This window comes from Burkholderia sp. SCN-KJ, from assembly GCF_024656005.1.
GTDB lineage: Bacteria > Pseudomonadota > Gammaproteobacteria > Burkholderiales > Burkholderiaceae > Burkholderia.
On the sequence record NZ_JANKOG010000057.1, the window covers coordinates 1 to 13,665 of the forward strand.

Consider the following 13,665-nt stretch of genomic DNA (forward strand, 5'->3'; position numbering starts at 1 on the left):
GGGCAACGTCACGCGCTGGCTCGGCCAGCAGGCGGAAGCCTTGGGCGTCGAGATCTTCCCCGGCTTCCCGGCCGCCGAGATTCTGTACAACGACGACGGCTCGGTGAAGGGCGTCGCCACCGGCAACATGGGCGTGGGCAAGGACGGCGAGCCGACCGAGAACTTCCAGCTCGGCATGGAGCTGCACGCGAAGTACACGCTGTTCGCCGAAGGCTGCCGCGGCCACCTCGGCCGCCAGCTGATCTCGACGTTCAAGCTCGACGCGAACGCCGATCCGCAAGCGTACGGGATCGGCATCAAGGAACTGTGGGAAATCGATCCGGCCAAGCACAAGCCGGGCCTCGTGATCCACACGGCCGGCTGGCCGCTGAAGTCGGACACGTACGGTGGCTCGTTCCTGTATCACATGGACAACAACCAGGTCGTGGTCGGCTTCGTGGTCGGCCTCGGCTACACGAACCCGTACCTGTCGCCGTTCGAGGAATTCCAGCGCTACAAGACGCACCCGTCGATCCGCGCGTTCCTCGAAGGCGGCAAGCGCGTGTCGTACGGCGCGCGTGCGATCACGGCGGGCGGCCTGCTGTCGCTGCCGAAGACGGTATTCCCGGGCGGCGCGCTGATCGGTGACGACGCGGGCTTCCTGAACGCGTCGCGGATCAAGGGCAGCCATGCGGCGATCAAGACCGGGATGCTGGCAGCCGATGCCGCGTTCGATGCGGTGCAGGCCGCCCGTCAGTCGGATGAGCTCAACGCTTACCCGGACGCCTTCAAGCAATCGTGGCTGTACACGGAGCTGTACCGCGCACGCAACTTCAAGCAGTGGATGGCGAAGGGCCTGTACCTCGGCACGCTGATGGTCGGGCTCGAGCAGAAAGTGATGGGCGGCAACGTGCCGTGGACGCTGCATCACAAGCATGCGGACCACGAGATGCTGAAGCCGGCATCGCAATGCACGCCGATCGAGTATCCGAAGCCGGACGGCAAGCTGACGTTCGACCGGCTGTCGTCGGTGTTCATCTCGAACACGAACCATGAGGAGAACCAGCCGGCGCACCTGACGCTGAAGGACGCGAGCGTGCCGGTGAACGTGAACCTGCGTACCTACGCGGGCCCCGAGGGTCGCTTCTGCCCGGCGGCCGTGTACGAGTTCGTGAAGAACGACGACGGCAGCGATCGCCTGGTGATCAACGCGCAGAACTGCGTGCACTGCAAGACCTGCGACATCAAGGACCCGACGCAGAACATCGTGTGGGTCACGCCGGAAGGCGGTGGCGGGCCGAACTACCCGAACATGTAATGCCAGCGAGACGCCTCCGTGAGTATTCGATTCACGGAGGCGCCCAAGCATACATGTGCCCGGTACCTTGGAGGACGATCCAGACATGTCTACGACGGCCAACCTGCGGCCGCCAAAACCGCCAGCAGACTCTTACGTTCTCGGAAATACGATGCGTCTGCGGCACCTCGAATGCGAATCCGCCTCGTGATCTCCTCTGAAAGGTGGGCAATGACTCCCGGCATCGTTGATACAAGTTCCGATCCTGTCATCTCAGCGCGAGTAAATTGCATCTCCGCCAGAATTGCCGCCATCATCTTTATCTCGTTGATGACGAGACCGGGCTTGTTTGCCTGCTTGATGAAAGACGCGTGGATGGCCTCATACCAGCCACATATTTCCCCCAAACAGCGGCTCAGAGTCGCGATCGCCTTCAGCTTTTGCGCGCGCGGATCGATGTAGCGGAAGGTCGGGCGGCCAAAGCCTGTGAATCATTGGCCCATTGTTCAGAGGGCAGCCACGATGACATCGGCAGCACCAGCCATGGAGTCGCCTTGCTTCTTATACTCCGCGAAGCTCGACAGAATGAACTCGCCGCCGCAATCAGGCGCAAGCGTGTATTCGCCAGCAGATAGTACTGCCCATGCCCGACCCAGCGACCGTCGAATTATCTGTCACTTGATAGATCCTGCACGCGTTGGGATTTTCGCCGATGGCTGCTGGACCTGCGGGTACTAGTAAAAGGCAAGGTTCTCTTCAAGCCTCACGAGTCGGACGCTGACTCTAACGCTTGCAGGACTCACGGCCCAATGGCTGAAGTCATATGTTCGGTGGTGGGGCCACCGATGTCGGCAGGCTCACACGGCCGGACAACGATGGGCGACGTACCGGACTGGTAAATACGCCCGATACGTCCCCAATGCAGCCGCAATCTTGAATCGCTGGCTATTGCGGACTTGGTGAACGGCCGCTACACGACCATGTCGTATTCGCGTCCGCACCTCAAATTCCGGTGACGAGCTTCCTAGCACGCAATATCGAGTTGGGGCTCATACTGAGTTCGTCGACCCCGAGGTTCACGAATACTGGAATCATGTCCGGCCGAGACGCGGCGTCACCGCATACGCCGATACTGATGTGCGCCCGCTTCGCCGCGTCGCATACCATCTTGATCGCCTGAATGACAGCCGGGTGCTCGGTCCTGTAGAGCGAGGCAAGGCTGGGATTCATGCGATCGACGGCCATTATGTATTGCGTAAGGTCGTTGGCGCCGATCGAGAAGAACTCGACTTCCTGCGCCAGCAGATCGGCAGTGAGAACCGCAGCCGGCGTCTCGATCATGATGCCGAGCTTCGGAACCGCAAACGGCACCCCGCTTCGGTCAGTTCCGCAGCGATGCTGCTCGATGATCGCCTTCGTGCGGCGAACCTCGTCTACATCGTCGACCATGGACAGCATCACGCAGATGTTTCCGTGGGCAGCGGCACGCAATAGCGCAGCGGCACGACGGCTGCAACAAGGCCGGATATAGAGCTGCAGCCATCCTGTCTGTCGAAACACAAGAAAACTGTTGCAAACGGGACGCGTTCATATAGCAACTGATGATATTGGCAAGGTTCGCGCGAGCAAGATTAGGCGCGGACAACTCTTCTGCAAGGATGATGCTCGGTACGTTCAGCTCCCGCAGAGACTTTTGCTGCTTGCCAAGAAGCACGGCCACGATCTCGCGCGTCAGGCCGCGAATGTCATCGGCGAGCGATTGGGTGGCGCAAACAGAATGAGTGAGACATCTGGCCGAAAATCCGATCGCGAAATTTCTCAGCATCTGTATTCCGTTCGCTACCATCCTTGGCTCGGTCGAACTCCGGCAAGCTCGCTTGGCTCAGCCACCGCCTGCTCTTCCGATCGGCGTATCGATTCAGCGTACCGTTGCCAACTCGACGCCGCGAGTTCGCAGTACCGGTTCGTCGCTTCGATCTTCTCACGCAGTTCGGCGTCGGTCAGTACTCAGACGATGCGGGCCGGTACACCCATGACTAGGGTTCCTGCCGGTACCTGCATTCGCAATTTGACGCACACACAAGCTGTCATGATGGCCAACTCACCGATTACCGTGTTGTCCATCACGCCGACGTTCGTCCCGATCAGGACGTTGCACTCCAAACGGGCGCCATGTACCACTGCGCCGAGGCCGACAAGCGATCGTACGCGCAGCAAACATGTCATTCCGTACCGGACATGCAACGTACAGTTGTATCCACACAACCGGGACCTCGACCCATAGAGCATCCGTAAGCTTCGTGTAGCTGTCCTGTGGCATTGCGGACATATCACGATCATGCCAGGCAGGTGCGCGAACCATGATTCCAAGCTCTACTAGTGTTGCGCAGCGTTACTGCTCACTGTTCTATGGGCATTCGAAAAACGAGTGGAACGCCACCCCGGTCACCAAACATGTAGCGGATCTTCACGGTTTGGTCGACAAGCTCGTCCATCGAGGGCGCCAGACGGAAAATCGAGGTCTGGCACAAGTACTATAACGAGGCGCGTCCTCCGTCCGCGCTGCAGTGGATAATACCGGCGGAATTCGCTCGCCAGTGCGCCGATCAGGCCGATTCGGGCAACCCTGAACAGCCCCTAGCATTATTTAAATACGATGACCCACGCAGTATACCAGGATCGGGATGCCCCGATACCTGGATCATTGCAAGAGGCGCAAAGCAATTTACCAAGCCGGATTCATGTTAGCCAATCCGCAAATCGAAAAATTCTGACCACTGATAAAACCCGCCCCGTCCGACGCCAAGAATAGGGCCATAGAAGAAATATCGGTCTTGCTGCCATAGCCAAAGCCCGTCACCGCGCTCATCTGACGAGCCCATTTCGCCGCTTCCGATGAATTACTGGATAGCATCGCCTCGTCGTAGCCGCTTACGATGGGCCCCGGTGAAATGCAATTTACGGTAATCTTATGCGGGGCGACTTCCTTTGCCAACGCACTGCTAAAGCCAATTACTGCCGCTTTCGCTCCGGAATAGTCAGCTCGCCCAGCTGCTCCGATCACCCCGTCCAGCGAAGAAATATTAATTATTCGCCCGGCGCGCTGTGAAATCATTTTACCGATAACCGCGTGAGTGACGTTCAGAACGCCCTTGTAATTCCGGCCGATAATCTCATCCCAGATCTCCTCAGTGGAATCACAAAACAGGGAAGACCGCTCCCGGGCGCTCCCGCCGGCGCAGTTGACCAAGATATCGATCTTCGTAAGCTCAGCGATGACAGACTCATACATGCGGTCGACTTCACTCTTCTTCGACACATCCGCAGCAACACCCAATGCGCGCACACCTAAAGAGCCAATGCTTGCGACCGTTTCCTGAAGCGCGATGTTATTCCGGCTGGTGATCGCAACGTCCGCTCCTGCCTCAGCGAGCTCGAGAGCGATTGTGCGGCCGATGCCCGTACTGCCCCCCGTGACGAGGGCGACTTTGCCCTTTAACATCGTAGTCAAGAAGTCCATAGATCTTTCTCACTCGTCCAAATAGAATTTTTCACTTCTGCGCTTTACATACGATTGGTTCTTCCACCATCGACAGGAATCGTTTGCCCGCTAATATATGCGGACTCTTCAGATACCAAGAAAAGCGCTGCGTTCGCAATATCTTTCGGCAATCCAGTCTTACCCAACACCGTGGGCTTACTGAATTCCTTTATCATTGCTGCATATTCATCCGGTGTCTTACCCTCTCTCACGAGTGGGGTTGCAACAAAACCAGGTGCGATGCTATTGACATTGATATCATACTTACCGAGCTCGGCCGCTGCGTTACAGGTCATCTGAATGACTCCCGCCTTAGAGGCGCTATAGGCCACGCCTTCGCTCACTGCACCCCTTCCACAAATGGAAGAAATATTGACGATCTTACCGTATCGCTGCTGAATCATATATTTCGCGGCAGCCTGAAGGCAAAGAAATGATCCTTTTAAATTGACGCTCATATTAGTCTCCCACTCCTCCACGGAAGTGTCGAGTAAGGAGCTTGAGATGCAGACGCCAGCATTGTTGACCAATATGTCAATTTTTCCAAAATTGGCGTACACCTCTGCCATCATTTTTTCTACTTGATCTTTCTTGCTGATATCGGCCTCGATCGATAGGCACCTACCACCGTTGGATTTTACCTCCTCCTCAATTTCGGTTAAATTTGCCAAGGAAAGATCACACACCGCCACGTCCGCACCAGCTTTTGAAAAGGTCGACGCAATTTCCTTGCCCATTCCACGCCCGCCCCCAGTAATGATTGCGACTTTTCCTTCCAAAATCTTTTTACCATCAATATCGACTACCCGCATAATCCCTAGCTCCGGTTCGGTTTTAGATGGAGATAACGAGTATCTCCGGACACAGCGCTATACCCAAGGAATAGCTGCTGCTTTTCTTGGCCCTCTGTGCTGATCTAGCGTTCTCCAATCCCACTCAGCGGGCAACACCAGATGTTCGTTCGTCAAACGAACAAATACTTGGTTTGAAGCATGCTCATGTCGCTCTCCTCTACATTGATAGAATTGACCCGTGAGACTTAAAATATGACCTACCAGTCAGTATGCACCTGAGGACGCTAAACGTCAAAATTGTTTTGTTTCCTGACTCTGGATGCCTCCGCACCGACGCGGCCGCCGTGAGGTCGACCACGCCGACGACATTGTCCTGATCCGTTCCAGGGAAAACACCAACGCGCTGCCCGCACCCGCCAGTACTCGCCAGTAACAAGCTGCGTCTAAGGTGGCGCAGGCGCTGCCATTGCCGGCGCGGGTCGTACTGGCCTGCGCCAGGGACCGCCAACAAGACGGTCGCGGCAGAACTGCGGATTACTGAGCAAACTGTCTCAGAGTGGGTGCGCGCTACGTGACGCACCGCCTCGACGGCCTGTTCAACGGGCCGTGTCCGGGTGCGCCCAGATCGACGAACACGCACGTGTCGATGCCGTGATCGCGAAGACGATGGAGGTCGTACTGGCGGAAGCTACGCATTGAAGTCGGCGCACGATGGCTCAGGAGATGAGTCTCTCACAGACTGCGGTGTCGCGAATTTGACGGTCTGTCGGCCTGCAACCGCACCGGCAGCAAACCTGCGAACTTTCGAGTGATCCTATGTTCGCGACATCGTTGGCCTGTACTTCGTCCGCCGTTGAAGGCGATGGTGCTGTGAGTTGACGACAAGAGCGAGATCGAGGCACTGGATCGTATGCAACCCATACTGCCGTTGCCGCCCGGCATTCCCGAGCGTCGTACTCACAACTACCTGAGCCACAGCACCACCACTCTGTTTGCCGTGCTGGACATTGCTACTGGCGAAGTCATCGGTGAATTGCACCGTCGCCATCGCAGTAGTGAACTCCTGCAGTCTGTATATGATAGAAGCCATTTGTATGAAACGCTTGGGCATAGCGACCGCGCGAGTCAGGATTGAGAGGCTATTGCCAATGGCTGATGCTGCCAATTCGGCGCAAGAGCGTTGAGCCGCTGGCGGCACATCCTGAACCGAAGCATGTGAGCGCGACACCAGTCGCTGCAACATCCCGTGGCGAAGTGAATGGTCCGACCCGGTGCTGCCCGAGCAGGCGCGGCGCTGAGTGCTGCCGCACACGGCCCCGGCTGGCGGATTGTACCCAATACTGAATGATTGATGACACGGGATTCCCCCAGAAGGGAACGCATTCGGTCGGCGTTGCGCGGCAGTACTGCGGTCAGCTGGGCAAGCTGGACAACTGCAAGGTTGCGGTGAGCCTGTCGATGGCGACGGAAGACGCAAGCCTACCGGTGTCATATCGACTGTATCTGCCGCGTGAATGGAGCGACGATCCCGTGCGACGACAGAAAGCCGGCGTGCCAGAGGAAATCGAGTTCGCAACCATACCGCAGATTGCGGCGGGGTAGTTGCGCGAAGCACGGCAAAGCGGCGCACCCGACGGTATAGTGTTGGCCGATGAGGACTATGGAGACGACACCTCGTTTCGCGCGGCTATTAGCAAGTTCGGGCTGCAGTATGTGGTGGGCATGCTCTCAAACACGCGTGTATAGGTGCCGGGCACGGCTCCTATACCGCCCGAGCCAGTTGGAGGGACGTCGGGCCGGCCACGCAATTTGTTACGGCGCGCACGGGGACATGAGCCAGATCGGAGTCAACGATCTGGCCTCTACGCTCGATGCCTCACGCTATCACAACGTGATATGACGCGAAGATTCGTGCGCCTCACGCAGTTCGCGCTTTGCCGCCGTGCGCGTGCGTACTTCACATCGAGATTACTGGTACTTTCCTGTGAGATGAGGACTGGCTGCTGAACAAATGGCCCGAAGGTGACGCAGAGCCACTCAAATACTGGCTTTCGACTATTCCCCCCAGACACGACGCTCGAACGACTGGTTCACGTCGCCAAGATGCGCTGGGAAATCGAGCGGGACTATCAGGATCTCAAGCTAGCGTTCGGTCTTGGGCACTTCGAAGGACGTGGCTGACATGGACTCCATCACCATGCATCGCTGGGTTTCTTGGTGCTCAACGCCTCATTCAAGATGACAATGAAAAAAATCTGCGATCCGCGCCCCATTTGCCTTACCCTCGGATTACGTCCGACGCGGGTCACCAGCGCGCAGCGCCACGTGGCTGATTCCATCACCACGCGGCGCTGACGTATCGCCGCATACATCGCGCGCCGGCTCAAGCGATGTCCGTTTTGTTCAGCGTCCAATGCTGATTTGGACACAGTAAGACTAGACCGGTGTGTGCCCATTTAAGTTTCACGGCCGCCCCCCCCTTTTCCGGGCGCGTCGATAATGAGAATCCTTTTGAACGCCTCGCAATTCATCAATTTCCCTGGCCAGTCGGAGCGTCATCTAGGCATGGGTAATCGAGATATCCAGCCGGCCCTTGACTAAACCAGGTCTCCATTAGTGGTTCATTCAGACGGCTGCCTAGTTGCAGGCGCTTCGGCAAGTCCGGATTAGCCAGGAACGGGCGACCGAAACTTATTCCGTCTGCCAAGCCAGATGCAACATCCTCGCGGGCTTTCTGAATGTCGTAGTCACTATTGAGGATAAGTGGTCCGGAAAAATGCTTGCGAATCAGTGGAGACTGCCGGGGTACGTCCGTGCTGCCATATGTCCCCATGGGGCCGGGCTCCCGCAGTTCGAGGAAGGCAACACCGATGTCTTGCAAGATCATTGCTACTGCTTGAAACAGTGCGGCTGGATCGCTATCGTCAACACCTTGAGAGTCCCCGTTTGGGGAGAGGCGCACAGAGACTCGATCAGCGCCTACCGCCTCAACGACTGCTTGTGTCACTTCCTCGAGAAGCCGAACTCGGTTCTCGATCGAACCACCGTACTTGTCATCGCGACGGTTGCTGCCATCACGTAGAAATTGGTCTATCAAGTATCCGTTTGCCGCGTGAATTTGCACACCGTCGAAGCCGGCAACAATTGCGTTTCGTGCCGCGCGAACGTAATCTGCAATTACGCCCTGGATCTGTTCGATGTTCAATGGCCGCGCCAACTCATATGTTCTCTTTCCTTGATAGGTGTGTACCATGCCTGGTGCAGCGGTAGCGCTGGCTGACACTGGCTGTTCGCCTGTCACGCTGCTGTGGACAGCACGCCCCATGTGCCAGAGTTGGACCACTATGCGTCCGCCGGCTTCGTGCACTGCCTCCGTGACCGGCTTCCAGGCAGCCACCTGCTCGTCTGACCAAATACCGGGTGCATAAGGCCACCCTAGGCCTTGTTGAGAAATACCCGTCGCCTCTGCAATGATCAGTCCAGCCGATGCGCGCTGGCGATAATAGTCGGACATGATCGCTGTCGGAACATGGTATCGACTCGCGCGACCGCGCGTCATGGGTGCCATAACCACCCTGTTCGGTGCGACGATCGAACCCAGTGGCAACGGCTGAAAAAGGCTAGACATCAAATTTTCTCCTAAGATTCTCTGAAAACACCCAAGGATGCGTCAACCCCGTCGGGTGCGCCGTTGTTAGCACATATCGAACACACGCACGCCGTATTCACGTGCAAAAGAGCGCAGAATTGGCATGACTGACAACGGTGAGGAGCGATTGAATCCGGACGATTCTTCGATCAGTTGCTACATGAAACTCACAGTTGCCTGGAACCCTCACGCGTCGTCGATGCGCCAGCAGCGCCATGACAAGCGGACACGCCCGCAAGCGCTGTCTTCGTGACCTGTCGTTAGTTGTCTTCCCCGAGCGGAGCCTGGGGAGCAAACGTCAGCCTCCCGTCTGCTTCCCACTTATACCATCACCGCCTTTTTTTGAATGATAAGTATGATATCCAAACCGCCCGGTTTGTCAACCACCAACTGGCTGCGGTGTCCGCGCCTCCATCGCGCGATGAGCGCTTGCAGGCACGCCAATTTGAGACGGTTTCTGATTGCTGGCTGTAGCTTTGAGGATCTGCTGATGTGAATACGTCTTTCGGCGGGGCGGTCGCTGCCTTGTCGTGCCTGCCATCAGTGATGATCGACCGTGTCGGGAATCGACCAGCCGGATCCCGGATCAAATCGGCGGCCCGTGGAGTTACAGGATGCGCGTGGCAGGAGTAGGGAAACTACTGTCACGCCTCCCTCGCCCTTCTGCATAGCGTTGGAGGGGAAGCAACTCGCGAAGCCGCAAAACCACTTGAACGAAAATATTCGCCATCGTAGAGTTCTCCTGCGTCAGGTACTCCGTGATCTTTTAGTTTGACCATTGAGTACATTAAGACGGCAGTGAGCGAGTGGACTCCGGTGAACCCGTGCTGCTGTTGCCCGCGACTAGGGAGCGCCACGATCTGAGTCGCGCGCGCCTAGGTTTGACGTCTCTTACACGCACGCGCCGTGATTGTTCGACGCACGAGTACTACTTCGGTGAATTACAGGAGCATGGAAACGAATGGAAACGTTACTCGATGGTGAAGGCGGAACCACGACGCCAGGCGTGCGAAAGACTGAGGCGAATGATTGTCCGGTCACGCTCTCCGGACAGCTTGGGACGTTTGACATTGTCTTCACGGTGTTGGCCTACAACGCACCGCTGACTGTTGTGACCGGCTTTATCGGTTTGTCGATGTCCCTCGGAAACGGGCTGGGCACTCCCGTGGCATTCTTGACTGCCGGCCTGCTCATGCTTGTCTTCGCGGTCGGTTTTACGACGATGTCGAGACACGTCCCGAATGCAGGCGCATTTTATGCCTACATCACGGCAGGCCTTGGCCGTCCGCTTGGATTCGGCAGCGCGTTGATGGCTATACTTGCCTACGGATTCATGTTGGTCGGTATGTACCTATACGCTGGTTTCTCGTACTCGGCCCTCGTTAAGCAGCTTTTCAACGCGGAGCCGCTTGTTTGGTGGGGTTACGCGCTCATTTTGCTCGCCGTGATAGCGGTGTTTGGATATCTGAGAATCACGTTCTCGGCGCGGCTTCTTACTTTCGCATTGGCGTGTGAGGTGTTGCTCGTTTTCATCTGGGAAGTTGTAGTCGGCGTTACTCAAGGGCCATCCGCTCTCTCGCCTGCTTGGCTAACCCCCGCCACCGTAATGTCCGGCTCTCTCGGGATTGCAATGCTTCTTGGCGTGACCTGCTTTGCCGGCTTCGAGGCCACGGCGGTTTTTCGGGAAGAAGCACGCGATCCCGCGATTACAACCACACGAGCAACATATATCGCGATCGTGGTCATGGCGCTATTGTTCACGTCGGCCGCATACGTGCTCATTTGTTCGTATGGTCCGGAAGCAGCGATGGCAAAGGCGACTGCAGACGCATCGACGATCACGCTCGATTCCATCGGGATGTACCTTGGCAAGGCGGGATCAGTCACGGTGAACGTTCTTCTATGCTCGAGCATTTTCGCGGCCGTTCTCGCATTGCATAACATTTTGTCACGATACATCTATTGTCTCGGAATTGACGGTACATTTCCACGTCGCCTTGCTGCGGTCCACGGACGACATGGATCACCGTATCGTGCGTCTGTCTTGGTCACGCTTGTCATGCTGTTTCTCGTGGTTGGTGCGATCGAGACCGGCGTTGCTCCGTACGAAGGATATGGAATTTTGGTTGGTGTCGGCGGATACTGCTTACTATTGCTCCTCGTGCTTACGTCGTTGGCAGTATCGTTATTTTTCGCGCGCAGCACGCATAGAGAGAACTTCTGGAAAACGAGAGTTGCGCCGATCGTGAGCTTCCTGCTTCTCGCCGCGGTAGGTTGGTTTGCAACGACGAACATGGAAGTCCTTGCGGGGAACGTGAAAGTTGCGGCAATCCTGCTGGGCTTCGTTTTTGGAACGATGATAATCGGTTCAATCTATGGCTGGCGACTGAAGAAAACGAAGCCTGATGTTTATGCAGCTATCGGGCGGCAAGTGATCTAAGACGACCGGGGCGAAGCTTCGCTTATTGGCGAGCAGTTGCGGTGTTTCGCGCAGTGGCCCGTGCGTAAGCGACTTACCAGGCCATTGGTACAAGCCCGCGCGCAGTGAAGCTAGCCCAATTTCTGTCGCAGTCTTAGCTGGAAAGCTCCGGCTCTTCGAGGCGAGCCGAACCGGCCCGATCGGTGCACTGGCGGGCGAATTCCGCCGGTGTCATCCACTGCAGCGCAGAGTGAGGGCGCGCCTCGTTATAGTACTCACGCCTGACCTCGATTTTGCGTCTGACGTCTTCAAGCGACAAGAACCAATGTGCGTTGAGGCATTCCTCCCGAAAGCGTCCACTGAATGATTCATTCTTCGCGTTGTCGATCGGCTAGCCAGGGCGCAAGAAGTCAATCTCCACGCCGCTCCCGTACGCCCATTTGTCGAGCGCCTTCGAAATGAACTCGCTGCCATAGTCTGCCTTGATATAGCGTGGAAGCGGACGATGATGCGCAAGCCGAGTCAGCGCGGCGACAACGTGCTCGCAACGCAACGAGCCGTCGACTTCAATCGCCAGACATTCCAGCGTATAGTTGTGCACGATCGTGAGCGTGCGCAAGCGTCGACCATCAAACAGCGCGTCAGCGACTAATGGTATGGTCCACCCGCTTCTTCTATTGTAGTGGCGCTACCACCCGTGGAGGCTGCTATGAACCCGGTCACGTTAGGAATCGATTCCGGCAAGCGCTGGTTCCACGTCGTCGGCTGCGACGCTGCTGGCAAAGCGGTGCTGCGCAAGAAGTTGGGGGCAATCAACTCCTGCAGCTTATGGCACAACATCCACCGTGCGTTGTCGGCATCGAAACATGCTGTGGCTCGCAGATTCTGACCCGCAAATTTCAGGGCTTCGAGCACGACGTCAATCTTCTGCCAGCACAGTACGTCAAGCCGTTCGTCTAATCGCAGAAGAATGACTTTAACGACGCTCTGGCTATTACCGAAGCTGTCCGACTTCCGACGATGCGGTTTGTGCCGCTCAAGTCAGAGGAACAGATGGATGTCCGGGCGCTGCATCGCGCCCGCGAACGCCTGCTCCAGCAATGCCTGGCATTGATCACCCAGATGCGCGGACTGCTGCTAGATCGCGATATCGAGATTGCACATGGGTTCTACGCGCTTCGCACCGTGCTGCCCTCTCTGCTCGAGAAGTAAGACTCCGGCTTAACTCCCATGATGCGCGATCTTGGGCGCATGCTACTCGACATGTGGAACCGCACGGAATCAACCATTGAACAGATGAACGATCGGCTCAAATATCTCTCACGCGAGAGTGACCTTTGCCGACGCCTTCAAACGATTCCAGGTGTCGGTGTCTTGCTGTCGACCGCCATCGTCTCAGCAGTCGGCAATGCATCAACGGTCCGGCGGGCACGCGATCTCGCCGTCCGGGTAGAGCTGGTGCCACGACAGCATACAACCGGCGGCAAGCCTCGCTTGCTAGGTATTACAAAGCAGTTATCTGCGTCGCCTATTCGTGCAGGGCGCCCGCGCGCTGTGAGTACGGAAAGACAAGCATCCCAACGATCCGATCCAGCACCTGCTAATCCAACTTGCCGAACACCGACATGCGCACATTGCGGTCTGCGCGCAGACAAACAAACTCGTACACATTGCATGGGCAGTCATCCGAAGCGGCGCGGAGTTTAACCTGCACTATCACACTTGAGGCATACCAGACTGATAGCTACCCTCGATGCAACGTCTTCCCGCAGCTCGCGCAGCCAATCAGCATGGCGCAAACGATCATCCGTCGCTTCCCCAAACCCGTCGGGACTTCCGGCAGACATCATGCCGCGCCACTAATTGGGACGGAAGCGTGCAACTACATCACGCGGCCAGATCCCGCTTCGATCGGATCGCTATAGGCCGAATAGATAAACGCGAGTCGTAAGCGGCTCGGCAACCCGTCTTGAGTTTGGCCGAGAC

General features: G+C 56.9%; 9 protein-coding genes and 4 pseudogenes. 8 read left to right on the plus strand and 5 right to left on the minus strand.

What is annotated here, in order from left to right; translation table 11 throughout:
• Nucleotides 1-1,297 (plus strand): electron transfer flavoprotein-ubiquinone oxidoreductase (locus tag NQV17_RS37095; RefSeq protein ID WP_257776051.1); only part of this gene is annotated, 1,297 nt, incomplete at its 5' end.
• A gap of 981 nt (nt 1,298-2,278) precedes the next feature.
• Here the strand turns inward: NQV17_RS37095 and NQV17_RS37100 are convergent.
• Nucleotides 2,279-2,836 (minus strand): putative PEP-binding protein, encoded by a 558-nt coding sequence (locus NQV17_RS37100; RefSeq protein ID WP_257776052.1) that lies wholly within the window; start codon nt 2,834-2,836, stop codon nt 2,279-2,281.
• Between the two features lie 930 nt (nt 2,837-3,766).
• On the opposite strand from NQV17_RS37100, the pseudogene NQV17_RS37105 reads away from it, so the two are divergent.
• Nucleotides 3,767-3,913: pseudogene (locus tag NQV17_RS37105) on the plus strand (IS3 family transposase); the annotation flags it as partial.
• Between the two features lie 88 nt (nt 3,914-4,001).
• Here the strand turns inward: NQV17_RS37105 and NQV17_RS37110 are convergent.
• Together NQV17_RS37110 and NQV17_RS37115 are read right to left on the minus strand one after the other, a co-directional pair.
• Nucleotides 4,002-4,796, minus strand: a complete 795-nt coding sequence (locus NQV17_RS37110; protein WP_257776053.1) for an SDR family NAD(P)-dependent oxidoreductase — start codon at nt 4,794-4,796, stop codon at nt 4,002-4,004.
• Nucleotides 4,797-4,840: 44 nt separating this feature from the next.
• On the minus strand, nt 4,841-5,629 hold the full coding sequence (locus NQV17_RS37115; RefSeq protein ID WP_257776054.1) for an SDR family NAD(P)-dependent oxidoreductase: 789 nt from the start codon (nt 5,627-5,629) through the stop codon (nt 4,841-4,843).
• A 430-nt stretch (nt 5,630-6,059) separates the two neighbouring features.
• Between NQV17_RS37115 and NQV17_RS38245 the strand changes: the two are divergent.
• Nucleotides 6,060-6,680: pseudogene (locus NQV17_RS38245) on the plus strand (helix-turn-helix domain-containing protein); the annotation flags it as partial.
• A pseudogene (locus NQV17_RS37125) lies at nt 6,675-8,045 on the plus strand (IS701 family transposase). The pseudogenes NQV17_RS38245 and NQV17_RS37125, both read left to right, overlap by 6 nt.
• 96 nt (nt 8,046-8,141) lie before the next feature.
• Here the strand turns inward: NQV17_RS37125 and NQV17_RS37130 are convergent.
• The gene (locus NQV17_RS37130) at nt 8,142-9,239 is read right to left on the minus strand and encodes an alkene reductase (protein WP_257776055.1); all 1,098 of its coding nucleotides are present in this window, start codon (nt 9,237-9,239) and stop codon (nt 8,142-8,144) included.
• Nucleotides 9,240-10,221: 982 nt separating this feature from the next.
• On the opposite strand from NQV17_RS37130, the gene NQV17_RS37135 reads away from it, so the two are divergent.
• Complete coding sequence (locus NQV17_RS37135; RefSeq protein ID WP_257776056.1) at nt 10,222-11,700, plus strand: APC family permease; 1,479 nt, start codon at nt 10,222-10,224, stop codon at nt 11,698-11,700.
• A gap of 133 nt (nt 11,701-11,833) precedes the next feature.
• On the opposite strand, the pseudogene NQV17_RS37140 reads toward NQV17_RS37135, so the two are convergent.
• A pseudogene (locus NQV17_RS37140) lies at nt 11,834-12,343 on the minus strand (integrase core domain-containing protein); the annotation flags it as partial.
• A gap of 45 nt (nt 12,344-12,388) precedes the next feature.
• Here NQV17_RS37140 and NQV17_RS37145 point away from each other — a divergent pair.
• From NQV17_RS37145 to NQV17_RS38250, 3 genes are all read left to right on the plus strand, one after another.
• Entirely contained in the window at nt 12,389-12,568 is a 180-nt protein-coding gene (locus NQV17_RS37145) for a hypothetical protein (RefSeq protein WP_257776057.1), read from the plus strand.
• Nucleotides 12,569-12,699: 131 nt separating this feature from the next.
• Nucleotides 12,700-12,891: a hypothetical protein gene (locus NQV17_RS37150; protein ID WP_257776058.1), complete on the plus strand. Its 192-nt coding sequence runs from the start codon at nt 12,700-12,702 to the stop codon at nt 12,889-12,891.
• Between the two features lie 84 nt (nt 12,892-12,975).
• A complete protein-coding gene (locus NQV17_RS38250; RefSeq protein ID WP_374692803.1) occupies nt 12,976-13,386 on the plus strand; it encodes a transposase in 411 nt (136 codons plus the stop codon).
• Nucleotides 13,387-13,665: the final 279 nt, after the last annotated feature.

Bases quoted from the DNA above. Each gene is read 5' to 3' on its own strand.
- NQV17_RS37110 (WP_257776053.1), bottom strand. From the start codon at position 4,796: ATGGACTTCTTGACTACGATGTTAAAGGGCAAAGTCGCCCTCGTCACG.
- NQV17_RS37115 (WP_257776054.1), bottom strand. From the start codon at position 5,629: ATGCGGGTAGTCGATATTGATGGTAAAAAGATTTTGGAAGGAAAAGTC.
- NQV17_RS37130 (WP_257776055.1), bottom strand. From the start codon at position 9,239: ATGTCTAGCCTTTTTCAGCCGTTGCCACTGGGTTCGATCGTCGCACCG.
- NQV17_RS37135 (WP_257776056.1), top strand. From the start codon at position 10,222: ATGGAAACGTTACTCGATGGTGAAGGCGGAACCACGACGCCAGGCGTG.
- NQV17_RS37145 (WP_257776057.1), top strand. From the start codon at position 12,389: ATGAACCCGGTCACGTTAGGAATCGATTCCGGCAAGCGCTGGTTCCAC.
- NQV17_RS37150 (WP_257776058.1), top strand. From the start codon at position 12,700: ATGCGGTTTGTGCCGCTCAAGTCAGAGGAACAGATGGATGTCCGGGCG.
- NQV17_RS38250 (WP_374692803.1), top strand. From the start codon at position 12,976: ATGAACGATCGGCTCAAATATCTCTCACGCGAGAGTGACCTTTGCCGA.